Genomic DNA, 23,512 nt, shown 5'->3' with positions numbered 1-23,512 from the left:
TATTTATTTCCATTCTCTTTGCAGTAAATTGAGGAGTCGGAGAAGGTCCGGAACGGGGGCAGGGCAATGGTGGACGATGCTGAGGCAATGGACATGGCCGCGACGAGCGGACCGTACCCCGACCATCCACCTCCTGTCCCTCCTGTCCCTCCTGTCCTGACGAGCTCGACCAGGGAGATACTCAAGGCCACCCTCGTCCAGCTGCAAGGACCTCCGCCGCCCACCGGGCAGGCCCTGCTGAAGTCGGCCTTCGCCCGCCGCCTGGCGCTCTCCGGTGAGGAACTGGAAGCGGTACGTGCCCGGTTGCGGGGTGCGCGGGAGGCGGTGGCGGACGTCGGCGGCGGCGAACCGGTGCCCGCCGAGGTCTTCGAATTGCTCGGTGGCGGCACCGCCGCCACCGCCCGCACCGCGGCTGCTGGTTTTCCGTCCGCCGCGGGCCCCGGTGCCGCGCCCCCGGCGAGCGCCTTCACCGACGTACCGGTCGCCGCCCTCGCCGCGGTCGGGAACGCGCTGATCGAGGTCCGGCGGGCGGCGGCCGAAGCGCCGGACGCCGATCCCGCGCAGTGCGCACTGGCCCTGCGTTCCGCAGTGGTGGCCACCCAGTCGCTGGAAGCCAACGCGGTCGCGCCGAACATCGGCTGGATCAACCTGGAGCGCATGGAGATGGCCCCGGCGGGCCTCGAGCGGGGCGAGCTCATCGCGACGATTCCCCTCGCACCGCTCGAGGAGACCGCCGTCACGCACAAGGAATGGTCGGTGCAGACCAAGGAGTTCAGCTCCATCGTGACCGACTCGCTGGAGAACACCAGCGAGACCGGAGTCACGGACAACACGGAACTGGCCCAGTCGACGTCGTCCCAGGCGCAGCACTCCAACCAGTTCAACGTCACCGGCACCGTCCGGGGCGGCATCCCCGTCATCTCGGGTTCCGCCAGTTCCAGTTTCACCGCCCAGGACTCCACGTCGCAATCGGCGACGGAAAGCACCAAGCACGCCACCGAGCTCACCAAGAAGGCGTCGTCGCGCGCCAAGCAGGAGCACAAGGTCACGATCTCCACCACCACCGTCACGGGCAGCTCCGAGGCCTCCACGCGCACGCTGAGGAATCCCAGCCAGACCGACGCCGTAAGGATCGACTACTTCAGCCTGATGCGGAAATGGCGGGTCCGGCTGTACCGGTACGGCCTGCGGCTGACGTACGACCTCCTGGTGGCCGAACCGGGAGCGGCCCTGCGCAAGGCGTACAAGGAGCTGGAGGCCCTGCGGCAGCAGATCGGACCCTTCCGGTTCGACGTGCCGCATTCCGAGATCACCGACCGGATCCTCACCGAACAGAAGGAAACGCAGCCCCACCACCTGGTCCTGGGGGAGCGGTACGGGGCCGTGGTGCCCGATCCGCCCCAGCCGCCGTCGCCCCCGCAGTTCAGCGTGGACGCCCCCGCCTTCGACGAGGCCCACATCTTCACGCCGGAACCGCTGGAGATTCCCGACGGCTACAGGATCAAAACCCTGACCCTCTGGTTCAACTCGGCGAGCCGGACCGGGAACCAGTACAAGTACCACCTGGAAGTGCTCGGCTCCTCGTACGAGATGGCCGAGGCGTACGGGAACCACGGCCCGATCGAGCTGACCCTCCCCCAGTGGGGCGCCTTCCAGCTGCACGCGACGGGCAAAGTCCCCGTCTCCTTCCGCCTCCAGGACAACCGCCACACCTCCCTCAAGGTCGTGGCACAGGTGGAGGAGGTCCCCGTCGGCGGGGAGCCGGCGCCGGGCGAGGCACCGCTGAACACCCTCGTCAGGCAGAAGTGGCAGGCCGCGGTCTGGAACGCGCTGCGCGACGCCGCTCAGAACCAGTACTACGCGCAGCAGCAGGACGTGGCCGCGAGGATCGCCGCACTCGAGGAGCGGATCAATGACGTCGACACCCTCACGCTGCGCCGGGAGGAGAGCGACGAGGTCATGAAGGGCGTCCTGCGCGCCCTGCTCGGCCCCGGCTTCGACTTCATGCCAGAGAAGGTCGTCAAGCTCTTCATCGCCGCGGGCGTCGACCTGGAGCACGGCATCGGGTTCGACGGGAACTCCCTCGGCTGGAGCGCGGCCGACTGGGCCGTCTTCCGCCAGCACGAGTCCGACGTCCGGTTCCTCAACCAGGCGATCGAATGGGAGAACGTCGTCACATTCCTGTACTCGTACTTCTGGGACGTGCCTCCCAGCTGGGACTTCATCCGGCAGATCCAGCACGCCGACGCCAATCGTCAGGCCTTCCTGCGCGCCGGCTGCGCGAGGGTGGTGCTGACCGTGCGCAAGGGCTGGGAGCAGGAATGGGTGAAGTTCGTGGAGGGCGGCTTCCACCACGAGGATCCGCCGCCGAGCCGGCCGCCCGAGCTCTACCTGAGCATCGCCAAGGAAGTGGCGGCGTACGACGACCGCAACTATCCGGGCATCCCGCCGGCCAACCCCGGACGTTCCGCCGTGCGGCTGGAGGACGCCGTCTACACCACCTGTACGACCTCCCTGGCTCCGAACCCGGCCAATCCGCAGGGCCCTGTGACCATCAAGGTCGAATCGGCGGCCGGGTTCCTCGTCGGTGCGACGGTGGTGATCGACGTCGCGGACGAACGCGGGGTCCAGGAGGCCCAGACCGTCGTAGCGGTCAACACGGACCGCAACCAGATCGTCGTCGGCATGCTGAGCCGGTCGCACTCGGCGTCGCCCACGGCGATCCCGGTCCTCCAGCCGGGGACCAAGGGGGCGCTCATCGCGGAGTGGAACGAGTACACGCCGTCGTCCGGGACGGACATCGCCATCACCTCGAACCTCGGCACCATCGCGTAGGGAGGCGCAGTGCCCACTGACGAACTGGACGAGGACACCCGCTGCGAACTGCTGGGCGAGCGGGACCCCAACCTGCTCACCGGGTGGGAGTGGATCGCCGCCGAGGTCTGGGTCAGGTACCACTTCGAGCGCCACGTGAGGGAGTTGCCGGGGTCGACCCACGTGACGCACCAGCTGGACCGGTTGCAGGAGGTCTTCGACCTGATCGCCGGCCAGGAGAAGGGGCAGGGCGGCCGGCCGCCGCTGTCCCGCGGAGAAGCCGCGCCGTACCGCAGGCTCACCGTGCAGCCCAGTGATCCGGTATTGCAAATGGCCTTGAGGGTGCTGGGCGAGGACTTCCGCAACCCCGTCTCGCCGTCGAAGGTCCTGGAGCTCCAGAAGCTGCTCGATCCCGCTGCCAAGACTCCGGCGGGCGTACTCATCGAGGCCGTGCGCAAGCTCGCGCCGGGCGGTCAGCTCAAGCCGGACATGCTCGGGCTCCAGGCCTACGGCGGCGAGCTCACCATGGAGCAGGTGGAGGTCGGCACCCGGCAGGGCGGCCTGGAGACGTACAAGGAGCTGCAGAGCAAGCTGTCCGTCCTGGAGAACCCCTGCGCGGTCCGGATACGGCTCGAACTGGAGTGGATGCAGCGCTCGCTCCAGGTCAGCGCCCGGGCCAGCACGTGGCGGCTCCATCCCGCCCTGATGCTCCTACCGCTGCCCCTGCGCATCGACGCCACGAGCGGGAAGGGCGTGGTGTCCGACTGGATCTGCTTCTGGCCCACCAACCGGGCCCGCTTCCAGGCGTATCCGCGGCAGGAGGGCGGCAGGCCCGGTTACGACGGGCTGATCCTCTATCACGTACACCGGGCACTGTTCGACAGCTCCCTGATCCCGAAGAGCGTGAGAGAGCTGATGAACAAGGCGGTGCGGGAGTGGAGCGCGAAGCACCGGGCGCCCGGGCCGACGCTCGTGCCCGAACTGGTGACGGTCATGCAAGCCGACCGGCGTCTCTTCACCCGGGAGGGGGAGCTGTTCCTCGCCGGCCTCGGCGCGGTCGCCCTGCTGGCCCTCTTCGTCTGGGTGGCCGTCGAGGCGGGGGTGATCACAGGACTGGCCGCCGCGGGCCGGGCGGGGTTGTCCGCGTTGGCGGCGGCGCCCGCGGCGCTGTCGAAAGCGGTCGTCGGCATCGCGGAGTTCACCTGGGACTTCCTGCCCGTGGCCACCCAGATGGCCTTCGCCGTCCCGGCCCGGCGCTGACGGCTTCACCGAGCACGTCGCGCGGCGGTCCGCGGGCGTTCCTACGGGGAGGGAGTCACGGGTTCCTCCGTGGCCCGCCGCGCGGATTCCCGCGGAGCGGGCGTCGCGGATCCCCGCAGAGCGGGCGTCGCGGATTCCCGCCGGACCGGCGGGTCGCATGCGGTGCGGGCGCGGTCTTCCTCCGCGCGCGGCCAGTGACGTCCTTCGAGGGCCTCGGCGCTGCGGTTGAGCCGGACCAGGACGTCCTCCAGCTCCCGTACCTGCTCGGGGGACCAGTCGGCGACCACCCGGGCCAAGCAGGACTGATTGACCTCACGGTCCCCGGCGAGCCGGCGCCCGCCTTCGGCGGTGATGTGCAGCTTGCGGGCCATGCCGCCGTCCGGGTCCGCGACGCGCTCGGCCAGGCCGCAGCGCAGCAGGGCGGCCGTCTGGCGGTTCACGGTCGAGGTGTCGAGCCCGAAGGCGTCGGCCAACTGTCCGATGGACATGGGGCCTTGGGTGTCGATCCGGCTGAGCAGCAGGTACGCCGACCGCTCCAGGCGTTCGGGGTCCCGCTCGCGCCGGGCCAGCACCTGGTGCCGCGAGAGCAGCATCAGCTCCCGCTCCAGTTTCTCCAGCACTGCGCCTCCCACTCCCTTCGGCGCTCCATTATCGCGGACCCGTGCACCGGCGGACCTCCGCAGGGTCCGCGGACGGCTCCGCGCGAGGCCGGGGCGCAGCCGCAGGGTTGCAATATGCATAATACATAGCATGTGTACTATGCATTTCTCGTTGCTGTCCGACGAGCCGCAGCCTCACTCCGGAGGACCCGCATGACCGTCACCCCGTCCACCGCCTCCCGCGCCGCCGAGATCCTTTCGCGGCCCGTCACCCTGAACGGCCTCACCGTCCCCAACCGCATCGCGATGGCTCCGATGACGCGGATGTTCTCCCCCGGCGGCGTGCCCGGCGAGGACGTGCAGGCGTACTACGCCAGCCGGGCCGCCGCGGGTGTGGGCCTGATCGTCACCGAGGGCACCTACGTCGGGCACGAGTCCGCCGGGCAGAGCGATCGGGTGCCGCGGTTCGACGGCGAGGACCAGCTGGCGGGGTGGGCGAAGGTCGCCGCGGCCGTGCACGAGGCGGGCGGCACGATCGTGCCCCAGCTGTGGCACATAGGCATGGTGCGCAAGCAGGGCGAGGCGCCGTACGCCGACGCGCCCGCCGTCGGCCCCTCCGGCATCCGCGTCGACGGCACCGAGGGCACCGGCCGGGCGATGACCCGCGCCGACCTCGACGACGTCATCGGCGCGTTCGCCGACGCCGCCGCGGAGGCCGAGCGGATCGGCTTCGACGGCGTCGAACTCCACGGCGCCCACGGCTACCTGCTCGACCAGTTCCTGTGGGAGCGGACCAACCGCCGCACCGACGCGTACGGTGGCGACGCGGTGGCCCGTACGCAGTTCGCCGCGGAGATCGTGGCGGCGGTCCGCGAGCGCGTCCCGGCCGACTTCCCGGTGATCTTCCGCTACTCGCAGTGGAAGCAGGAGGCCTACGACGCCCGGCTCGCGCAGACCCCGGAGGAGCTGGAGGCGATCCTGGCCCCGCTGGCGGAGGCCGGCGTCGACGTGTTCCACGCCTCCACCCGACGCTACTGGATCCCGGAGTTCGAGGGCTCGGACCTGAACCTGGCGGGCTGGACCAAGAAGCTCACCGGCCGGCCGGCCATCACCGTCGGCTCGGTCGGCCTCGACGGCGACTTCCTCCGCGCCTTCGCCGGTGAGGGTGCGGCGCTCGGCGACATCGACAACCTCCTGGACCGCATGGAACGGGACGAGTTCGACATGGTCGCCGTCGGCCGGGCGCTGCTCCAGGACCCGCAGTGGGCGGCGAAGGTCCTCGGCAACCGCTTCGACGAGCTGAAGCCGTACGACGCGGCGGCGCTCCGGTCGCTCAGCCGGTAGGGCCGGGACGTCCCCCCGGTGGGGGGACCGGTGCGGCCTCGGAGGTGGGGTGCGAGCCGGCGGGGCCAGCCGCCGGCGAACGCCGTCACCAAGGCCGACGGCCCGGTGGGTCAGTGACGTGGGGTAGCTTCGTCGGCACGGAAGCCGGGGGGAGACGACATGCCGATCGCTGGTGCCGAGGTCTTCTCCTGCGCCGTGTGCGGAGTCCGGCTGTCCGCGCCCGTACGTGAGGTGCGACCGCCGGGGGAGGGCGAGGCCTGGACGCCGCTCGACACTCCGGTGGAGCCCTGCCCGCCCAGGATGGCGGCAGGCACCTTCGCCCGTGACCCGGAGCCGGGGCGCATCACCTGGGGCTCGCCGCCCAAGGGCTTCGGCATGTCCAGGGCGGGGCACGGTCCGGGGGTGGACCTGCTCCTGAGCCCGGGTGATCTCGTCGGTACCACGAAGATCCTCAGCCGTTGGCACGGCTGCTGTGGGCCGGCCGGGCACGAGGGCCCGAATCTGGCCTGCGGCGGCTGTGGGGCGGAGGTCGGGCTGTGGATCGGTGACTGCTACACCTGGCTGGAGGTCGTCCTCAACGGGCGTCTGGTCCGCCGTGCCCCGTCCGCTTGAGCGACGCGGTGCGGCGGCCTTCGGGGGTGCGGGTCCGAAGGCGAGGGGCGGCTGGGGCCGGTCGGACGCGAAAGTATTTCTGGGACGGCCGATGAGTTTGCTCGTGCGCCGCGGTCAAAGAACATGGTGGGTATGCAAGGCCGTGTACGCGGGGCCGAAGCGCGACCGACCTGACCTGTTGAGCCGGACGAGATATCGGGGAACTTGCGATGCGCACTCTGATCAGTACTGCCTTCATCTCCCTCGACGGTGTCGTGGAGGCTCCGGGCGGTGAGCCCGGCTACCGCAACTCGGGGTGGACCTTCAAGGACGTCGAGTTCCTCCCCGAGGCCTTCGAGATCAAGGGCCGTGAGCAAGAGGAGGCGACCGCGATGCTGCTGGGTCGCACCAGCTACGAGGCGTTCAGCCCGGTGTGGCCCGGCATGGCGGACTTCGCCCGCTACAAGGCGATGCCGAAGTACGTCGTCTCCACCACACTCGCCGAGGACGACCTGGTGACTGACTGGGGCCGGACCACGATCCTGCGCTCGCTCGAGGAAGTCGCCGCGCTGAAGGAGACCGAAGGCGGCCCGATCATCGTCCACGGCAGCGCCGCCCTGAACCAGAGCCTTTCCGACGCGGGCCTGATCGACCGCTACCACCTGCTCGTCTTCCCGCTGCTCCTCGGCGCGGGCAAGCGCCTGTTCAGCGCCACGGACAAGGACACCCAGAAGCTGAGGTTGGTCGAGCACGAGGCCTACGCCAACGGCCTGCAGAAGAACGTGTTCGACGTCGTCCACTGATACGGCTCCGCCGCTCGGCCGGCCGCGGTCGCAGGGCCGCCTGACGTCAGACGGCGGAGTGCCGGACGGCCTGCCTCCTAACGGGTGAGGAGCGGCGGCCCGGGCCGGGTGGTCCCCGGACGGGAATCCCTGCTGGGCGCCGGTGTCGCGGCGCGGTGGGAGATGCCGTCGGCGCGGGGCAGGCCGTTTCACGGGACCTGCGGCGGGTTACACGGGTTGCTATGGATACCTCTGTGACATGGGAACGTCTGGCCTGTGCGGTCCGTACCGTCCTGCCGTCCGATGCGGGGCCGGGGCGGGTCCTGAGGGCGATGGACCGCGTGGAGCGTTCCGAGCGGGCAGACCGGCTGGTCGACGCCCTGCGGGGGGCGGTCCGGGCGGTGCCCCTGGGCCGGGGCCGCGACGTCCTGCACGGGCGGTGGCTGGGACATCCCGTGCATCCGTCGCTGGTGCAGCTGCCCCTGGGCAGCTGGATGTCGGCCGCCGTGCTGGACTGCGTGCCGGGGCAGCAGCGGGCCGCTCGCGCTCTGGTGGGGGTCGGTCTGGTGACCGCCGTGCCCGCGGCCTGGGCCGGGTGGACGGACTGGGCCGAACTGCGACGGCCGCAGATGCGCGTGGGGCTGGTCCACGCGGTGTCCAACGCGGCGGGTGTCGCCCTGTACGCCGCCTCGTTCACCGCCCGTGCCCGGGGCCGGTTCGTACGCGGCCGCGCATGGGGTCTCGCCGGGCTGGCAGCGGTGAGTGCGGGCGCCGCCCTGGGCGGACACATGGCCTTCCGGCAGGGGGCGGGCGCCAATCATGCCGAGCACATCCCTGATCTGATCGGGCCCGACTGGCATCCCCTGGGGGAGGTGGCGCACTTCCCGGTGGGCACGCCCGTACGCGGCCACGTGGGGGAGGAGCCGGTCGTGGTGGTGCGGGAGAGGGCCGGCGCGGTGCGGGTGCTGGCCGACCGGTGCAGCCACATGGGCGGCCCCCTGTCCGAGGGTGAGATCTCCGACGGCTGTATCCGCTGCCCGTGGCACGGCAGCACGTTCCGCCTGACCGACGGATGGAACACGACGGGCCCGGCCACCGCTCCTCAGCCCGCGTTCGAGACCCGCACCGTCGGCGGCCGCGTGGAGGCACGTCTCAGGCGGGGGCCGCGAGCCGCAGGCCCGCAGGGCGTCGACGCCGAAGCCGAGCGGTAGGGCCCATGCGGGCCGCGAAGCCCGTGGCGAGGACTCCGTGAGCACCATGGTTCCGCGCGATGGTGCGGACAGGGAGAGGGTGCGGTCAGGCGGCTGAGGGGGCGGGTTCCCCGCGGTGGCGGGGGTCCCGTCGGCGTCGTGCCGACGTGCCGGCCCCTCCGCGTCTCCCTATCCCTCCGCGCCCCTCTCCGCGTCCCCGCCCGGCTCGCTTTCCACGATGTGCACGGCGGCCTCCTCCGCGCTCGCCGCGCCCGCGTCGATCCCGTGGTCCCGGGCGACGAGTTCCTTCGTCACGTCGGTGTGCGCGCCCTCGTCGGGAGCCGTCAGGCGGCCCGCGCGGACCGTTCCCGTCTCCGCGTCCAGGCGGAGCTCCCCTTCGCCTCCCGGTACGTCCCCCAGACCGTCGCCCACGTCCGGAGCGCCCTCCGGGACCTCCTGTGCCAGGCGCTGGTCCAGGGACTCGCCCTCGCGCTGCTCCGCTGCGGTCGTCCCGTACTTCGTGACGCCGAGCGGCTTCTCGGGGGGCGAGTAGCCCTCGTCCAGCATGTCGTCGTACGTCCGCTCGCCCACGGCGTTCTGCAGGTCCAGCGGTGCCGCGTCCCCCTGCTCGTCATTGCCGCCGGTCGGCTGGTACACGTCATCGGCCCTCTGGTCGTCACTCATCGTGTTCCTCCGGATCGGATCGCCCGAGTTTTCTCCTTGAGGCACCACTAGGCGACTTGCCAGGTCACGCGGTTTTAAGCATCGCGGACACCCCGCCGGCCTTCCCGCTCCGACGTCCTGGACGCCGCGACCCGATCGGCGGGGCCCGGACCCGCCGCTCCGCCTGCGGCCGGACCCGCTCCGCCCGGTCGGGTCAGGGGCGCGGGCAGGGCCCTCTCGGGCGACCCGGGAGGAGGGGCGCGAGCGGGGCGAGAGCCGAACGGGGGAGCCGAGCGAGGTCTTCGTTCGCCGGACGGACCCCCGCCTGCCACGCTGTACGGGACCCGACGGTCCGAGGAACGAAACGGACGAAGTACGGCTCGGGGCCGGCTCCTGTGCGCCAAGACGTCCCGGCGGACAGGACCGTACGAACGCGGCACCTCTGATCGTGGCTCGCCACCGCGCGGCACAGGAGCAAGGACCTCCCATGTTGATGACCCACCTCTTCGCCGACGGCGTCCTCACCGTTCGGCTCGCCCCTGAAGTGACGATCCGTCACCGCGCCGCTCTCACGCTCGCCATCGAAGAACTGCTGCGGGCCCACCGGCCGCACCACACCCTGATCGTCGCCGACGGGACGTGGACACCGGCTGCCTTCAGCGCCACGTTGCGGGCCCACCGGGCGGCGCTGCAGCGAGGTTCCAGCTTCGCCGTGGTCACCACGGCCCCCGGCGCGGGCCGCCAGCTCAACGCCAATGCCTCGACGGTCGTGCCCGTCTACCCGTCCGTCGCCTCGGCGCTCCAGGCCGCACACGCGGCGAACAACACACGCGACGGCCAGGGAGGACACCGTGACGGGGCGGGTCAGGCCTCCGTGGCCGGAAAGAGGAAGCCGGTGCCGGTGAGCTCGAGCAGGTGCAGCAGCTGCGGCTGAGGGGAGCGCAGGCTGAGACGGCGTCCGTGCTCGTGCGCGAGCTGTCGGGCCTCGAGGAGGGCGTTCAGCCCCGAGGAGTCGCAGAAGGACAACTCCGCCACGTCGACGGCGATCTCGCGGGGGCCGCCGGGCTGCGTGATCGCGGTGCGCAGGGCGTCGAGGAGCATCGGTGCCCGGGCCATGTCCATCTCACCCCCGACATGCACGACGAGCCGCTCGCGGCCTCCGCTCGCCCCCGTCTCCGCGTCACGGTTCTCTTGATCACCCATGGCGCAACTATGGGGCACGCTGCCCGCAAAGGGGTACTCGCTCGCGTGGACGACGCGCCTCGGGGCGGCCGTCGTTCACCGCCGGGACGTGGATGCGCGTCCGCCGCGTTCGGCACGTTCGCCGCGTTCGGCACGTGCCGGGCACGGCAAGCGGCTCCACCGGTGGCCAATGCGGCCTCATCGAGGCGGAGATGGAGGATGCTGGGGGACGTGTGCCGGGTGGAGGCGCACGGGTGGTGTGCTCGCGTGCACGGTTGCGGTGGCAGGGGGCCGGTCGGTGTTACGGATTCACTTCACGGCGGAGGACCTCGCCCGGACACGGGTGACGGCAACGATCGGTGTCGCGGCCGAGGTCTACTACAGCCTGGAACTGCTGAGGGAGAACCGGGACCTGCGTCACTACCGCTCGTGGAGGTCAGCGGTCGCGGGCCGGATGGGACCGGACACGCGGCCCCTGACGTCCCTGGTTCCCGCACGCGGTCCCGGGCTCGATCTGCTGGCCTTGATGGGTGACGTGCCCTCCTTGGACCACGCGGTCGACAATCTGATGCACGCCTCGGTGTCCCGGCTGCGACGCGAGTTCGCGGGGATCGACTTCCACCCCCGGCACCTGGCGTGGGCCAGGAGGGTGTCCGAAGGGGAGCGCGACGCGCGGCGGGAGCTCGCCGAGGGCGTGCGCGCCTGCCACCGGCTGACCGTGGAGCCGTTCTGGCACGAGGGGCGGTCCGAACTCATCGCGCTGTCCACCCGTTGTGCGGGTCTGGTGCTGGAGGGCGGTACGGATCTGCTGCTGCGTTCGGTCTGCGCACCACTGGTCCGCTGGAGTCCGCCGGTGCTGGAGGCTCCCTATCCGCGCCCGGTCGAGGTTCATCTCCGGGGCAGGGGACTGCTCATCACACCCACCGTCTTCGCGAAGCACTCGGTGAGCTTTCTGTGGGACCCACTGGACACCGCCCAGCCACCCCGGCTGACGGTGCCCGCCCTCCGCCGTGCCCTGACCGGTGGGGGACCAGCGGTACCGGACGGATCGGCCCTTCGGAACCTGGAGTCCCTGGTGGGCCGTACGAGAGCTGCCGCTCTCCGGGTGGCGGCGGAAGGCTGCACGACGACCGAACTCGCTCGCCGCCTGAACGTCACCGCCGCAGCGGCCAGCCAGCACGCGACGGCTCTGCGGAAAACCGGCCTCATCACGACCACCCGCCGAGGCGGGTCCGTGTGGCACCTCGCCACCCCCCTCGGGCTGGCCCTGTTGCGGACGGGCACCCGGACGGAACCGTAGGCTCCGAGGGCGCTGTGACATCACTCGCGTAACTCGCGTAACTCTGGTGACTCGGGTGACTGGCATGCCCTGCGCGACTCGCAACACACGCCGGACGCCCGCCGTCTGCCAGTACGGCACGAGCCCGCCCCCTTTAAGCCGTGGCTTAAGAGGTGGGCCGTGGACCCCCGGCCCGCTCAGGATGGGAAGCCGCACCGCACACGACCCGTACGCGGCGGTGCTCCAACGACCGCCGGCGGGGGACTGCGACCGTCCGGCCCCGCGGTTCCCGTCGCCACCGAAAGCACACCGACTGAAGGGGAGGGACCATGCCCGCATCGAGGTTTCGGACGATGACCACCAGCACGGCCATGGCCGCGGGGCTTGCTCTCGCGGCTCTGACCGCGCCCGTGGCGTCAGCAGCACCGTCCACGGGGAGCGCGAGCGGTTACGACCGGTGCGCCAGCCCCAACTTCTGCCTGTTCGAGAACATCGACGGGCAGGGGCGGGTCCTCGGCCTGCAAGGGGAACGCAGGACTCTTCCTCTGGACTTCGACAACATCACGTCGTCCCTCCGGAATCGCACCGGCCGGATCTGGTCGGTCTATACGGGGACCAACTTCACGGGGCGCTGCCTGCCCGTCGCTGCCACCTACACCGGGAACGTCACCCAGTACAGCTTGAACGACCAGATCAGCTCCGTGCGGCCCGGTCCCTGTCCGGCCTGATCGTCATCTCCGACTGCCTGGTTCAGCCCCTTGCCGGAGCTGGACCAGGCACTCACGGACGGCGGCGTGACCGCAGCGGTCCGATGCCTGTTGTCTCCACATGACCCTAGACGACATCGAGAACCTCATGGACGCGCCCGGCGACCGGCTGCCGCTCCTCACGCGCGGCGAGGCCGGCGCGATCGTTGCCCTGCTCGGCCGCCTCGCCCATCGCGACGACGACCAGCTCCAGAGGGCCGCCCGTGAGCTGCAGGCGCGCCTCGGACTGCGGCTGCCGGTGTCCTGACGATCTACTGGAGCACGGGCTGACGGGCCCGGCGGACGGGCCGGAGGACGCCTGCCGCTCAGGGCCGGACGCGGCCCGCCGGTCCCGGGCAGCCGACCGTCACACCGAGTACCGCTGCCACAGCTTCACGGCCGTCCTCGGGTTGGACGCGGAGTTGGACTTGTTCGCCACCAGACAGCGGTACTGCTTCCCCTGGTAGGAGACCCGGTCGTTCTCCGCGTACTGCCGGTTGACTTTCCAGTCCGAAAATCCTGCTGCCATGTCGCGGTACCTTTCATCGGGCCGGCCCACTGCCGGGCCCGCCCGAATCCTCGCACGTCGGAGCCCTGGCCGGCCCGGGAGAGGGCGCCGCCCCACTACTCGCTGGTCATCCCGTCACTTCTGCGGCGGCGCCCGGCTGCGGCCGGGTCCGCATGCCCCAGCGGGCGAGAGACGGGCCGACAGCGCCCAGTGCCGCGAAGAACGACGCCAGCAGCAGCCAGCCCGTCGTGCCGAGTCCGAGCACCACCGTGGTGAGGATCGCGGGGGCGAGAGCCTGGCCCGCGCTGAAGCCGAGCCCGAGGACACCTTGGTACTGGCCCTGGGCGTGGTCGGGGGCCAGACCGAAGCCCAGGGCGAAGCACGCCGATGATTCCCAGACCTCTCCCAGGCTATGGACGAAGATCGCAGCCAGGACCAGTCCTACCGCGGCCCAGACGGGGGCGTACGCCGCCAGCGCCATCGTCGGGCAGCTGACGAGGAAGAGCAGCCCCGCCGTGCGAAACGCCCGGCCGCCGTCGTGCGGGGACTCGATGCGCGAGCCGATCCGGGTCTGCATCAGCACACAGAAGAGAGAGTTGACGGCGAACAGCGCGGCCACCGTCCAGCGTGGCGCTTCGGTGTGCTCGGAGATCCAGATCGGCAGGAGCAGCGAGACCACCGGATACTGCAGTCCCATGGCCCCGTAGAGGGCGGTGAACGCCAGGAAGGGACGATCCGCGAAGACCGGCCAGCGTCGCTGCTGCGGCGGCGCCGCCCGTATCGGATAGCGGGGCAGCAGGAGCAGAAGCGCCGCGCACAGGGCGAAGCTCGCCGCGTTGCCGAGGATCAGCGTGACGTAGGCGCTGCGGGTGTTCGCGGCCAGCGCCAGCCCCGCACCCACCGTTCCCAGGACGACGCCCAGGTTGACGAACGTGCGCAGCTTGGCACGGAAGAGGGCCGGGCGCTCACCCCCGACCCTGACCACCAGCGCGCCCCACGCTGCCCCGCCGGCCGCCGCGGCGATCTGGTCGACCGTCGCGATGACCACGAGCGCGGTCCAGCTCTCGACGAGGACGAGGGACGCCATCGACACCGCCTGGACCACCAGGGCCACCATCATGATCGTGCGCGCTCCCCGCCGGTCGGCGAGATGCCCGCCGGGTATCCCCGCACACAGGCCGATCACTCCGGCGATGGTGAGCGCGGCGCCGACCTGCACCGCGGGCAGGCCCACGACCAAGGTGAAATAGAGCGCCGACGCCGCGTTGAACAGACCATTACCGACACGGTTGACGAAACTGGCGGCAATCAGCACGCGCTCCGGCCCGTTGTCCCCCGCTATGCGGCCCATCCGGCCTGCGACATCGCCCTTGATCATGACGGCAGGCTAACAGCGGTCGCTGAGCCGGCAACTGTCGCACGGAGATCCGGTAGTTGACCGCGCCGCGGGCCCGGACGAGGAGGGTTCCACCCCCGGAAGGTCCTGTCGCCTGGTCCACAAGCGGGTCTCGACCGACGGCAGTCGACGGCCCGGCAGAACCTCGTCCTTACCGCGCACCTGGAGGGCCGCTCGATCGCCGCCCTCGCCCGCGACCACGGCGTGATCCGCGGCGCCGATCCGGGCAGCTGGTTGTGGCCAAAGTGTGCGGTCCCGGCCAGCTTGTTGGCCCGGTCGGGTGGGGGAGCCCCGCCACCAGGAGCGGGGGCCCGTACGAGCCCACTACGCTGCGGGGCTTCACGCCGTCAGCCGAAGGGGGCACGATGCCGGACCGGGCAGGGACCGCGCTCGCCGCTGCCGCCGTTCTCGCGTTGGCCACCGTCTGGGCCCCGTACACCGCGGCCGCCGCAACGGCTGCGGTCGCCGCCCCGTGTGAAGGCTCCGCGACGGAGACGAAGGCGTTCTCCTCCGTCGACCTGGACGGGCCGGAGATCGCCTTCGCGGACGCCACGAAGTACGACACCGCCCGTACGGCGGTCACGAGATCGTGGAACGCCCTGGGCAGGGTCAAGATCCTCGCCGATACCGCGACCATCGTGAACGATCTCGAATGGCGCGTACGCGAAGGCCGACAAGCGGGCCGCGTACTGGGAACGGCACGGCAACAGCGGGGCCACCGACTACATCTACCTGAACGCGAAGAAGCTGGACCCGCCCGGCATCGAGTCGGACGCCAGCGGCCGGCTCAACGTCCTCGGGCACGAGCTCGGCCATGCCCTCGGCCTCTGCCACAAGTCCACCGACGTCGGATCGATCTTGTGGACGGCGCCGAAGGCGTCGTTCTGGATCACGGAGCCGACCGACGTGGACGCCGCGCACTACAAGAGGCTGTGGGGCTGATGAAGCGCAGGACAGTCGCCGACGGCATGGCCGGGGCGCTCGTGGTGGCAGGGGCGGTCGGCGGGACGTGGGTCATGTGGGGGCGCGATGACGTGACCGTCGAAGCCGTCTGTGGGCTGGACACCAGCCGCCGCGAGCACATCACCCACGCCGCCCGGTGGGTGGTGGTCGCGAAGGTCGCCGAACGGGGCCGGTTCCTCGACCAGACCCCCGGCGACTCCGGCGGCGTCCTCCTGTCCACCCTCACCGTGGAAGACCGGCTCAAGGGTGACGGCGCCGGCCTTCCCGGCACGTTCGGCGTCGGGCAGCCCATCGGTGTGAACGCCGGCGGCTACTACTCCGGACCGGCCGCCGAGCATCAGGCCGTGCTCGTGCCGGGGCACCGGTACGTGATCGCCGGATCCCTCGCCCCCGAATACGGCGGCGGCTACGTCCTCGCTGCGGACCCCGCAGACCACGCCGGGGCCGCCGACGCATGGAGACAGGCCGTCCGCGACGCCACTCCGCAACCCCCGTGCCAGGACATCGTCACCGACGGACCGACCGGCTGACGCCCGCAGGCGACCGCTGCGCGCCCCCCGTCGGCCGCGGGGAATCATCTCGGTGTGCGCGGTGGGGTCGGCCTGCGCGTGCGCGCGGTCCCACCGCGTGGGGGCGGCCCTGGCGGACCCGGCTCCGGCGCGCTCAGCTGCGGACGGGCAGCTGCTGGGCGAAGCGGCGGACAGCATCGGTGAAGGCGTCCGGAGCATCGAAGTTCGCGAGATGTCTCGCCCTCGGTATCAGTTCGACACGGGCGTGCGGATGCGCGCGGGCGAAGTCCCGCTCGCCGGAGCGGAAGACGGTGTCCTTCTCGCCGTTCAAGATGAGCAAGGGAGCGGCCACGTGACGCGTCGAACCCGCGTCGAAGCGGCCCAGCACCTCGCCCCACGCGGCCGGCAGGGTGTGGAAGCCGTAGCCGCCGAGGATGGTCGCCTCCACCACCTCGGGTGGATAGAGACGGCGCAGCAACCGGTCGTTCCACCGGGCGAGTTGGTGCGCCGGTATGCGGGGGACGAGCCCGGCGGCCCACCGGTACGGCGTTGCCCACGGGCCACGGGTGGAGGCACTGGCCCCAGCGAGGACCAGCCCTCGCAGCTGCTCGGGGTGGCGCCGGGCGAACTCCAGCGAGGCGTATCCGCCGAGCGAGTGCCCGACGACGAGGGCCGGTCCGCAGCCGAGCGAGTCCACCGCGGACGCGATGATCTCCGTCGCCGCGTTCAGGCTCCAGGGTTCAGCGGAGCGGGCGCCATGACCTGGCAGGTCGACTGCGGCCACTCGGAAGTCCCCTCGCAGTGCGGCGATCTGCGGGCTCCACTGCCCCGCGCTGAACCGCGTCCCATGGACGAAGACGATGGGTGGTGCATCCGCTGCCGACATGAATCCCCCAGATCAGTACGCTCCTCGGGCCGACTCTACCGGCGGGCCAACTCGGTTCCGGGACAGGGAGATTCTCGCGCGCGAGGACTGCCGGGCGTGGGTCCGGACGGTGTGGCGGGGCGGTGGGATCCGCCGTGTTCGACCGGAGAGCCGTAGAACGCCGGCAGCGCCTCCCAGGGCCCGGTGCCCGGCCTCCGGTGCCCGGCCCCCGCTGCCCGGCCTCCGGTGTCCTTCGTTGACGGCGGTCAACCTCACGTCCTGCAGGAACGACGGCTCTTACGCTCACTTCCAGGGAGAACCCGTGCCCCGAACCGTACGGAGGCGTATGGTGCCCCGTCGATCGCACGGAGGCCATGACGGCCGCAGTAGCGTGGAGTACCGGCCCGGATATGATTTCTTCATAGCCGAGGCCCGCCGGCTGCCGCTTGCCAGTCATACCGGCACGGCTCGCTCGTCGTCGTACCGGCCGCACCCTTTTCGGAGGTCGCGATGGATGTCCTGGTACTTGTCGGACGCATTCTCTTCGCGGTGCTGTTCCTCGCTTCGGCCCTCAACCACCTGACGCAGACCAAGGCCATGGCCGGCTACGCCGAGAGCCGCGGCGTCCCGGCCGCCGCCGCGGCCGGCGCCGTGGTGGGCAGCGGCCTGCTGCTCCTGGCGGGCGGCCTGATGGTGGCCCTCGGGCTCTGGGCGGACCTGGGCGCGCTCCTCCTGGCCGTGTTCCTCTTCCCGACCGCGCTGATCATGCACGCGTTCTGGAAGGAGGGCGACGGCCAGGCCCGCCAGATGGACATGGTGCACTTCATGAAGGACATCAGTCTGGGCGGTGCCGCCCTGGCCCTGATGGCCTTCTTCTCGTACGCCGGCCACGACCTCGGCCTCATGCTCACGGGACCGCTGTTCCACATCAACTGAACCGGTGCCGGTGCCGGTGCCGGTGCCTATGCCGGTGGCGTGGCACGGCACGGGCGGTGATGGCGGAACCGAAGCGCGCGGCGGAGGCTACCGGGGCTCTTGCTCCCCGGTGGCGTTCTGCGCCGTCTGGAGAGCCTGATTGGCGATCGTGATGGCTTCCTGGGCGTGACCCGCCTCTTTCGCCGTCCGGGCCTGGCTGAGGGACATGCGGAGCAGATCGACGGTGTGCTCAGGCAGACCGGACGACGCGATGACGCCTTCCAGGTTCCGGATGGTCTGGCTTGCCAGGTCCTCGGACATCGTGCGTCTCCTCCATCACTGATCAAGGACTCACGACGTTGCCACGCCCCGGTGCGCGGGACAAGGCGACGTGCTGCCCGACCACCCGGACGCGCGGCCGCCGCACGTGCGTGCCCGGCCGTGGACGTGCTCGGCCCGGTCCCGCCTACCTGCCACCGGTGCGCCACGTGGTCCCGTCGCATCCGCCGGGACGGGGAACCGGGGTGGGAGCCCCCCTCTACGGGTGCCCTGTACGGGCGCCCGTACGGGTGCCCCGTGCGGGTGACGCGCCGAGCGTTTTCGGCGCGGCGCGTGGGGCTCGCCCCCGACACTGCCCCCGTCGGTTGCTCGGTGCGACGTAGGGAGAACCCTCATGGCGAACGGTAGTGTCCTGCTGGCCTTGCGCGAGGACCCGCTGGGCCGGGGCGTCGGCGGTGAACAGCTGCGACGCATCGCCAAGGAGCTGGAGAACCGCGGGCTGGAGGTGCGGTGGGCGCGGACGGTCGAGGGGGCCCGCGCCGTCCTGAGCACCGAGGCCGGGCTGACGGCCGCCGTCGTGGCGTGGGACCTTCCGTCGGAGGGCGGCGAGGAGACCTCCGGTGAGGAGGCCTCCGGCGCGGGCGGGACGGTGCTGCGGCAGATCTCCCGCCGGTTCAAGGACCTGCCGGTCTTCGTGGTGATGTCCGAGACGTCGGACCTCGGCCTGGACCGGCTGCCCCTGTGGGTGGCCGAGATCGCCGTCGGCTACATCTGGCCCCTGGAAGACACGCCTTCCTTCATCGCCGGCCGGGTCCTCAGCGCGGCGCGCGCGTACGGTGACACCGTCCTGCCCCCGTTCTTCAAGGCCCTGAGGCGGTTCGACGACGCCCACGAGTACTCCTGGCACACCCCGGCGCACTCCGGCGGAGTGGCGTTCCTGAAGTCACCGGTCGGCCGGGCGTTCTTCGACTACTACGGTGAGCGCCTCCTGCGCACCGACCTGTCGATCTCGGTGGAGGAGCTGGGTTCCCTCTTCGAGCACAGCGGCCCCATCGGCGAAGCCGAACGCAACGCGGCCCGGATCTTCGGGGCCGACCGGACGTACTTCGTGCTGCACGGGAATTCCACCGCCGATCGCATGGTCGGCCATTACTGCGTCACCACCGACGAGATCGCCCTGGTGGACCGCAACTGTCACAAGTCGGTGCTGCACGGGCTGGTGATCTCAGGCGCGCGACCGGTCTACCTCGTCCCGACCCGCAACGGCTACGGCCTGGCGGGCCCCCTCCCGGTGAGCGAGACGCAGCCCGCAGCGGTGGCCGCACGCGTGGCCGCCCATCCGCTGCTGTCCGGCGCGGTGTCCCCGGAGGCGCAGTACGCGGTGATCACCAACTCGACGTACGACGGTCTGTGCTGCGACACCGTGCGGACCGCGCGGGCCCTGGCCCCCAGTACGCCCAGGCTCCACTTCGACGAAGCCTGGTTCGCCTACGCGCGCTTCCATCCCCTGTACGAGGGCCGGTACGGCATGGCCGTGGGCCCGGACACCTTCGAAGGCGACGAACGCCCGACCGTGTTCGCCACCCAGTCGACGCACAAGCTGCTGGCCGCCCTGTCACAGACGGCCATGGTGCACGTCAAGTCCTCGCCGCGGGCACCGGTCGAACACCACCGGTTCAACGAGGCGTTCATGATGCACGGCACGACCTCCGCGCTGTACCCGGCCATCGCCTCGCTGGACGTGGCCGCGGCGATGATGGACGGGCCGCAGGGGGAGTGGCTGATCAACGAGGCGGTCACCGAAGCGATCCGCTTCCGGCAGGCCGTCGTCCGCACCGGACGCAGGATCGCGGCCGCCGGCGACCGGCCGCCGTGGTTCTTCGGCGTCTGGCAGCCGGACACCGTGACCGACCCGGCCGACGGGAGCAGCATCCCGTTCGCCGACGCCTCCCCGGCGCTGCTGGCCTCCGACCCCCGCTGCTGGGAGCTGGACCCCGGCGCGGACTGGCACGGCTTCCCCGGACTGAGCCGGGGGCAGTGCATGCTGGACCCGATCAAGGTCACCCTGACCTGCCCCGGCGTCGACGCGAGCGGCGAGGCCGACTCCTGGGGCGTCCCCGCCCGGATCCTCACCGCTTATCTGGCCGGCCGCGGCATCGTGGTGGAGAAGACCGACACCTACACGGCCCTGGTCCTGTTCTCCATGGGCATCACCAAGGGGAAATGGGGCACCTTGATGGACGCCCTCATGGACTTCAAGGCCCTCCACGACGCCAACACCCCCCTGCGGCAGGTCATGCCCCAGCTGGTCGAGCGCCATCCGCAGCGCTACGGCCGCACGACTTTGCGCGCCCTGTGCCAGGACATGCACGAACACCTCACCCGCGCGGAACTGATCGACGCCCTGGACGCGGCCTTCCAGCAGCTGCCCGAACCCGTCGTCCCGCCCCGGACCTGCTATCAGCAGCTGATCCGGGGCGGCACCGAACGCGTCCGTCTCGCCGACGCCGCCGGGCGGGTGGCCGCCGCCATGGTCACCGTGACCCCGCCGGGCATCCCCGTCCTGATGCCGGGGGAAGCGCTCGGGGACCCCGGCAGTCCCGTCCTGCGCTACCTCGGGGCGCTGGAAACCTTCGACAGGGACTTCCCCGGCTTCCACAGCGAAGCGCACGGAGTGACCATCGACCCGGATAACGGCGACTACCTCATCGAATGCGTACGCCAGGACGTCCGGACGCGCTGGCGCTCATGACCCGCGCGCGCGGCCGTCACGGACGTCGGCGATCTGCCGCGCCGGACGCCTCTCCCGGGCGGCCGCGCCGTTCAGATCCGCCACAGCAACCAGGGATCCTCGCGGCAGTCCTGTTGCAGTACCGGTTCGTTCTCCCGGCTCCCCGCCCGGGAGGAGGCGCACTTGCCGCTGTGCACGTTGACCAGCTGCCAGGTACGGGAGGCGTCCTGGTAGCGCACGGTCCAGAACTGATCGGGGAACAGGCCCTCCCTGTCCCCGCAGTCGTACTGCGTGACGGGGGCGTCGTTCGTGACGCGGGCCCCGTCGACGGACAGGCACAAGCCGCTGTAACGGTTGCGCACCGAGTACACGGTGCCGGCCGTGCCCGTGGATTCCGGGGTGAGGTGCCAGCGCTGCTCCAGGTCGTCGCCACAGGACGACTGGATCAGGCCCTCGGCCGGGGCGTTGCTCCCCTCGGGAACGGACAGACACATGCGGCTCCCGGCGTTGGACAGCTGGAGCAGACCGTCCGAAGGGGACGGGAGCGTCGTGGTGCCGGGGCTGGGACCGCCGGTGGCGGATGCGGTCCCGGAGGGTGAGGAGGACGACGGACTCGGGGAGGCGCCGTTCACGGTCGGCCCCGTCGACGGGAGGAGGCCGGACGAGGGCGCGGGCGCTGGGGGAGGTGACGCGTACGGGAGTGCGCCGCCCGGCGGAGGTGACGTGGAGGCCCCCGGTGTGGGCGTCGCGGGAGCCGACGGGCGCGCCGCGCCACGGGACCCCGGCAGCTGACGTTCCGCGGAACCCTTCACCGCCGAGGGCGCCGCGTTCCGCTGATGGCCGACGGCGACCACGGCGACCACGGCGATCGCGGCCATGCCGAGGATCGCGGCCGCGGCGACACCGGCCAGCAGGGTGCGGTGCGGCCCCGGGCGGGTGGCCATGACGGCGCCGGCTCCCGCCGCGGGCCAGGGCGTGAGGTCGTACGGCGGGGACGGGGGTTGCGCGCCGTCCACCGGCCGGGCGGCCGATGCCGATGACGGCCGGTCGGTCCGCTCCAGGACGACCCCCTCGAGGGGCGCACCGCCATGAGCCTCCCGGTCGCCTTCGCTGTCGTGCTCGCTCCGCACCTCCTGGTGCAAGCGCTCGGCTTCCCACCGGCCGTGCTCCAGCGCGTCGGCGATCCGCGCCAGGGCGAGGGTCAGACCGCCGTCGGCGACCGCGCTCCGGCCGTCCCCGGCGGGCAGGGCACGGTACCGGGCCCTCGTATCGGCCAGGACCTGCCGAGCGGCCAGCCGAGCGGCCCACATCGCGCCGAGCTGTCCGAAGGCGCGTTCCACCAGGCCGGGTGACGGCGCTTCGGCCTCAGGGTCGTCCGGACCGCTCCCGTCCGCAGCTCGCCCGTCCTGTCCCGTCCGAGGTGGTCCGGCTGCCGACCGGGGCCCGGGCGGTTCCTCCATCAGCAGGGTGACGACGGAGAGCAGGCTCCTCACGAGGCGTTCCGACTCGACGAGGTCCGCCTCCGCGCGCCGGAGGGCCTCGTCCAGGTTCGGCCCGGGGCCCGCCTCCGCCCCGGCGATCAGTGCCGCCTCGTGCAGGCCGCGCGCGCGTCGCAGCATCTCCTCGCGTCCGCGTCCGTCACGCACGCGGTCCCGCACGACGGTGTTGAGCCTCCCCAGGGGAATGATCCGGGCGGCGGACCGGTACTCGCTCCACATCGTCCTGCCGCCGCCGTAACGCTGCGCCATCTCCCGCACCGTCAGCTCGGCGGTCAGCTCGACGAGGAGCTGGGCGAGGTCGTCGGCTGCTCGTGTCGCGCCCTTCATGGCCCCCTGTGGACGTCCCGTCCTGCCCATGGTCCCCCCTCGGTTGTCCGCGGACAACCGAGGTTGTCCGTCCCCTACGCACCGGCTGGTCCGCGCGGACCTCCCCGGACCGGCCCGGACAAGTACGGCGCCCGGCAGTGTCTGACGCGGAGCGGCACCACGGAACACCGGTTCGACGGTGCCGTCCACCACAAGGCGCGCCGTTGTCTCGAATCCAACCGACAGACGGCGTAAGTGCGTCGGCACGGGAGTGCGGGGCGAGAAGGCCCTTCCGGCCGAGGTGCGACCGGCCGCGCGGCCGGAGCGCGGCCGGCGCAACCCAGGATCCCCACCAGAGAGGTGAGTCAGTGACCAAGCACCGAACCCTCGGCACCACCGCGTCGTGGAAGGTCGTCGTCGCGCTGTTGATGACCTTCTTCGCGTCCGCGGCGACGATGAGCGCGGCCGACGCGGCCGTCACGGGCGGCGGCCGCCCGGACTTCTCGGCCCAGGCCGCCGGCCTCGGGCTGGACGGCACCCAGGCCCGGAGCCTGCAGAACGAGGCCGATGGCTACCTCGCCCGGATGGGCGGAACGCAGGTCTCCGCCGACAAGATCGTCCTGCCCGGGGGACGAGGAGAGCTGCTCCTGCCCCTGCCCGGGGAGAGCCGGCCCCGGCACGCGGCGCCGGTGGGCGAGGAAGCCAGTCTCGCCGGACCCTGCCCTTACACCTACGTGTGCGCCTTCTCCGGTCCCGATTTCACGGGCGTGGAGATACGCCTCTTCAGCTGCAACACCATGACCGAGATTCCCTGGAGCGACACCGGGTCGTGGATCAACAACCAACGGTCCGCACTGCACGCGAAGTTCTACGACGTCAACCGCAACCTCGGCTGGACCTCGCCCGGCGGTTACAGCGAGGACCGCAATGCACCGTGGGGATGGGTCTGGTACCTGAGCCCGTGCTAGTGCCGGGGGGGGGGGCCCCGGCCCCGGGGGGCCCCGCCCCCCCAAACATAGCAAGGGCCCGCACCACCATACAGTGTATGTGGTGCGGTGACGGCGGCGGGGCGCCCGCCGCCCACGCGCCCG

General features: G+C 71.4%; 21 protein-coding genes and 1 pseudogene. 14 read left to right on the top strand and 8 right to left on the bottom strand.

The features are described from left to right. Window positions 1–87: 87 nt before the first annotated feature. The gene (locus tag ACWF9Z_RS29875; RefSeq protein ID WP_453607116.1) at window positions 88–2,835 is read left to right on the top strand and encodes a hypothetical protein; all 2,748 of its coding nucleotides are present in this window, start codon (window positions 88–90) and stop codon (window positions 2,833–2,835) included. A 9-nt stretch (window positions 2,836–2,844) separates the two neighbouring features. Then, window positions 2,845–4,074: a hypothetical protein gene (locus ACWF9Z_RS29870; RefSeq protein WP_453607113.1), complete on the top strand. Its 1,230-nt coding sequence runs from the start codon at window positions 2,845–2,847 to the stop codon at window positions 4,072–4,074. 185 nt (window positions 4,075–4,259) lie between these two features. On the opposite strand, the pseudogene ACWF9Z_RS29865 reads toward ACWF9Z_RS29870, so the two are convergent. After that, window positions 4,260–4,667, bottom strand: a pseudogene (locus ACWF9Z_RS29865) (MarR family winged helix-turn-helix transcriptional regulator); the annotation flags it as partial. Window positions 4,668–4,886: 219 nt separating this feature from the next. On the opposite strand from ACWF9Z_RS29865, the gene ACWF9Z_RS29860 reads away from it, so the two are divergent. The 4 genes from ACWF9Z_RS29860 to ACWF9Z_RS29845 all read left to right on the top strand — a co-directional run bounded on the left by ACWF9Z_RS29860 (window position 4,887) and on the right by ACWF9Z_RS29845 (window position 8,601). Further along, on the top strand, window positions 4,887–6,017 hold the full coding sequence (locus ACWF9Z_RS29860; protein WP_453607111.1) for an NADH:flavin oxidoreductase: 1,131 nt from the start codon (window positions 4,887–4,889) through the stop codon (window positions 6,015–6,017). A 159-nt stretch (window positions 6,018–6,176) separates the two neighbouring features. Continuing rightward, the gene (locus ACWF9Z_RS29855; protein ID WP_453607108.1) at window positions 6,177–6,629 is read left to right on the top strand and encodes a hypothetical protein; all 453 of its coding nucleotides are present in this window, start codon (window positions 6,177–6,179) and stop codon (window positions 6,627–6,629) included. A 209-nt stretch (window positions 6,630–6,838) separates the two neighbouring features. After that, window positions 6,839–7,411, top strand: coding sequence for a dihydrofolate reductase family protein (locus ACWF9Z_RS29850; protein ID WP_453607106.1), 573 nt, complete (start codon window positions 6,839–6,841; stop codon window positions 7,409–7,411). Window positions 7,412–7,632: 221 nt separating this feature from the next. Then, window positions 7,633–8,601: a Rieske 2Fe-2S domain-containing protein gene (locus ACWF9Z_RS29845; protein ID WP_453607103.1), complete on the top strand. Its 969-nt coding sequence runs from the start codon at window positions 7,633–7,635 to the stop codon at window positions 8,599–8,601. 168 nt (window positions 8,602–8,769) lie between these two features. Here the strand turns inward: ACWF9Z_RS29845 and ACWF9Z_RS29840 are convergent, their stop codons facing one another. Further along, window positions 8,770–9,264, bottom strand: a complete 495-nt coding sequence (locus ACWF9Z_RS29840) for a DUF5709 domain-containing protein (RefSeq protein WP_453607101.1) — start codon at window positions 9,262–9,264, stop codon at window positions 8,770–8,772. Window positions 9,265–9,730: 466 nt separating this feature from the next. Here ACWF9Z_RS29840 and ACWF9Z_RS29835 point away from each other — a divergent pair, with 466 nt between their 5' ends. Beyond that, window positions 9,731–10,177, top strand: coding sequence for a hypothetical protein (locus ACWF9Z_RS29835; RefSeq protein ID WP_453607100.1), 447 nt, complete (start codon window positions 9,731–9,733; stop codon window positions 10,175–10,177). On the opposite strand, the gene ACWF9Z_RS29830 is transcribed toward ACWF9Z_RS29835, so the two are convergent. After that, on the bottom strand, window positions 10,108–10,446 hold the full coding sequence (locus ACWF9Z_RS29830) for an STAS domain-containing protein (protein WP_453607097.1): 339 nt from the start codon (window positions 10,444–10,446) through the stop codon (window positions 10,108–10,110). The genes ACWF9Z_RS29835 and ACWF9Z_RS29830 overlap by 70 nt on opposite strands. A 277-nt stretch (window positions 10,447–10,723) precedes the next feature. On the opposite strand from ACWF9Z_RS29830, the gene ACWF9Z_RS29825 reads away from it, so the two are divergent. From ACWF9Z_RS29825 to ACWF9Z_RS29815, 3 genes are all read left to right on the top strand, one after another. Next, entirely contained in the window at window positions 10,724–11,725 is a 1,002-nt protein-coding gene (locus ACWF9Z_RS29825; protein WP_453607095.1) for a transcriptional regulator, read from the top strand. 332 nt (window positions 11,726–12,057) lie between these two features. Further along, window positions 12,058–12,432 carry a peptidase inhibitor family I36 protein gene (locus ACWF9Z_RS29820; RefSeq protein ID WP_453607092.1) on the top strand — a complete coding sequence of 125 codons (375 nt, stop codon included), beginning with the start codon at window positions 12,058–12,060 and terminating at the stop codon, window positions 12,430–12,432. 100 nt (window positions 12,433–12,532) lie between these two features. Continuing rightward, window positions 12,533–12,718: a hypothetical protein gene (locus tag ACWF9Z_RS29815; RefSeq protein WP_453607091.1), complete on the top strand. Its 186-nt coding sequence runs from the start codon at window positions 12,533–12,535 to the stop codon at window positions 12,716–12,718. A 99-nt stretch (window positions 12,719–12,817) separates the two neighbouring features. Here ACWF9Z_RS29815 and ACWF9Z_RS29810 read toward each other — a convergent pair whose 3' ends face one another. Then, window positions 12,818–12,979, bottom strand: coding sequence for a carbohydrate-binding protein (locus tag ACWF9Z_RS29810; RefSeq protein WP_453607088.1), 162 nt, complete (start codon window positions 12,977–12,979; stop codon window positions 12,818–12,820). Window positions 12,980–13,085: 106 nt separating this feature from the next. Beyond that, window positions 13,086–14,336 carry an MFS transporter gene (locus tag ACWF9Z_RS29805; protein WP_453607085.1) on the bottom strand — a complete coding sequence of 417 codons (1,251 nt, stop codon included), beginning with the start codon at window positions 14,334–14,336 and terminating at the stop codon, window positions 13,086–13,088. A 959-nt stretch (window positions 14,337–15,295) separates the two neighbouring features. On the opposite strand from ACWF9Z_RS29805, the gene ACWF9Z_RS29800 reads away from it, so the two are divergent. Then, window positions 15,296–15,847 (top strand): hypothetical protein, encoded by a 552-nt coding sequence (locus tag ACWF9Z_RS29800; protein ID WP_453607082.1) that lies wholly within the window; start codon window positions 15,296–15,298, stop codon window positions 15,845–15,847. Window positions 15,848–15,980: 133 nt separating this feature from the next. Here the strand turns inward: ACWF9Z_RS29800 and ACWF9Z_RS29795 are convergent, their stop codons facing one another. After that, window positions 15,981–16,712: an alpha/beta fold hydrolase gene (locus ACWF9Z_RS29795; protein WP_453607080.1), complete on the bottom strand. Its 732-nt coding sequence runs from the start codon at window positions 16,710–16,712 to the stop codon at window positions 15,981–15,983. Window positions 16,713–17,201: 489 nt separating this feature from the next. On the opposite strand from ACWF9Z_RS29795, the gene ACWF9Z_RS29790 reads away from it, so the two are divergent. Further along, a complete protein-coding gene (locus tag ACWF9Z_RS29790) occupies window positions 17,202–17,627 on the top strand; it encodes a DoxX family membrane protein (protein ID WP_453607077.1) in 426 nt (141 codons plus the stop codon). 87 nt (window positions 17,628–17,714) lie between these two features. On the opposite strand, the gene ACWF9Z_RS29785 is transcribed toward ACWF9Z_RS29790, so the two are convergent. Next, window positions 17,715–17,927, bottom strand: a complete 213-nt coding sequence (locus ACWF9Z_RS29785) for a hypothetical protein (protein ID WP_453607075.1) — start codon at window positions 17,925–17,927, stop codon at window positions 17,715–17,717. Window positions 17,928–18,279: 352 nt separating this feature from the next. Here ACWF9Z_RS29785 and ACWF9Z_RS29780 point away from each other — a divergent pair, with 352 nt between their 5' ends. After that, entirely contained in the window at window positions 18,280–20,637 is a 2,358-nt protein-coding gene (locus ACWF9Z_RS29780) for an Orn/Lys/Arg family decarboxylase (protein WP_453607074.1), read from the top strand. A gap of 71 nt (window positions 20,638–20,708) precedes the next feature. Here ACWF9Z_RS29780 and ACWF9Z_RS29775 read toward each other — a convergent pair whose 3' ends face one another. After that, on the bottom strand, window positions 20,709–22,472 hold the full coding sequence (locus tag ACWF9Z_RS29775) for an RICIN domain-containing protein (RefSeq protein ID WP_453607071.1): 1,764 nt from the start codon (window positions 22,470–22,472) through the stop codon (window positions 20,709–20,711). 317 nt (window positions 22,473–22,789) lie between these two features. On the opposite strand from ACWF9Z_RS29775, the gene ACWF9Z_RS29770 reads away from it, so the two are divergent. Next, the gene (locus tag ACWF9Z_RS29770; RefSeq protein WP_453607069.1) at window positions 22,790–23,389 is read left to right on the top strand and encodes a peptidase inhibitor family I36 protein; all 600 of its coding nucleotides are present in this window, start codon (window positions 22,790–22,792) and stop codon (window positions 23,387–23,389) included. Window positions 23,390–23,512 lie beyond the last annotated feature (123 nt).

It is taken from the genome of Streptomyces sp. NPDC054961, assembly GCF_053609145.1.
Note: the sequence above shows the minus strand (reverse complement) of the source record. Positions and strands in the feature narration are given on the sequence as shown.

Bases quoted from the DNA above. Each gene is read 5' to 3' on its own strand.
- ACWF9Z_RS29785 (WP_453607075.1), bottom strand. From the start codon at position 17,927: ATGTCCGAGGACCTGGCAAGCCAGACCATCCGGAACCTGGAAGGCGTC.
- ACWF9Z_RS29850 (WP_453607106.1), top strand. From the start codon at position 6,839: ATGCGCACTCTGATCAGTACTGCCTTCATCTCCCTCGACGGTGTCGTG.
- ACWF9Z_RS29780 (WP_453607074.1), top strand. From the start codon at position 18,280: ATGGCGAACGGTAGTGTCCTGCTGGCCTTGCGCGAGGACCCGCTGGGC.
- ACWF9Z_RS29805 (WP_453607085.1), bottom strand. From the start codon at position 14,336: ATGATCAAGGGCGATGTCGCAGGCCGGATGGGCCGCATAGCGGGGGAC.
- ACWF9Z_RS29875 (WP_453607116.1), top strand. From the start codon at position 88: ATGGACATGGCCGCGACGAGCGGACCGTACCCCGACCATCCACCTCCT.
- ACWF9Z_RS29795 (WP_453607080.1), bottom strand. From the start codon at position 16,712: ATGTCGGCAGCGGATGCACCACCCATCGTCTTCGTCCATGGGACGCGG.
- ACWF9Z_RS29790 (WP_453607077.1), top strand. From the start codon at position 17,202: ATGGATGTCCTGGTACTTGTCGGACGCATTCTCTTCGCGGTGCTGTTC.
- ACWF9Z_RS29860 (WP_453607111.1), top strand. From the start codon at position 4,887: ATGACCGTCACCCCGTCCACCGCCTCCCGCGCCGCCGAGATCCTTTCG.
- ACWF9Z_RS29830 (WP_453607097.1), bottom strand. From the start codon at position 10,446: ATGGGTGATCAAGAGAACCGTGACGCGGAGACGGGGGCGAGCGGAGGC.
- ACWF9Z_RS29820 (WP_453607092.1), top strand. From the start codon at position 12,058: ATGACCACCAGCACGGCCATGGCCGCGGGGCTTGCTCTCGCGGCTCTG.
- ACWF9Z_RS29835 (WP_453607100.1), top strand. From the start codon at position 9,731: ATGTTGATGACCCACCTCTTCGCCGACGGCGTCCTCACCGTTCGGCTC.
- ACWF9Z_RS29810 (WP_453607088.1), bottom strand. From the start codon at position 12,979: ATGGCAGCAGGATTTTCGGACTGGAAAGTCAACCGGCAGTACGCGGAG.
- ACWF9Z_RS29840 (WP_453607101.1), bottom strand. From the start codon at position 9,264: ATGAGTGACGACCAGAGGGCCGATGACGTGTACCAGCCGACCGGCGGC.
- ACWF9Z_RS29775 (WP_453607071.1), bottom strand. From the start codon at position 22,472: ATGGGCAGGACGGGACGTCCACAGGGGGCCATGAAGGGCGCGACACGA.
- ACWF9Z_RS29800 (WP_453607082.1), top strand. From the start codon at position 15,296: ATGAAGCGCAGGACAGTCGCCGACGGCATGGCCGGGGCGCTCGTGGTG.
- ACWF9Z_RS29845 (WP_453607103.1), top strand. From the start codon at position 7,633: ATGGATACCTCTGTGACATGGGAACGTCTGGCCTGTGCGGTCCGTACC.
- ACWF9Z_RS29815 (WP_453607091.1), top strand. From the start codon at position 12,533: ATGACCCTAGACGACATCGAGAACCTCATGGACGCGCCCGGCGACCGG.
- ACWF9Z_RS29855 (WP_453607108.1), top strand. From the start codon at position 6,177: ATGCCGATCGCTGGTGCCGAGGTCTTCTCCTGCGCCGTGTGCGGAGTC.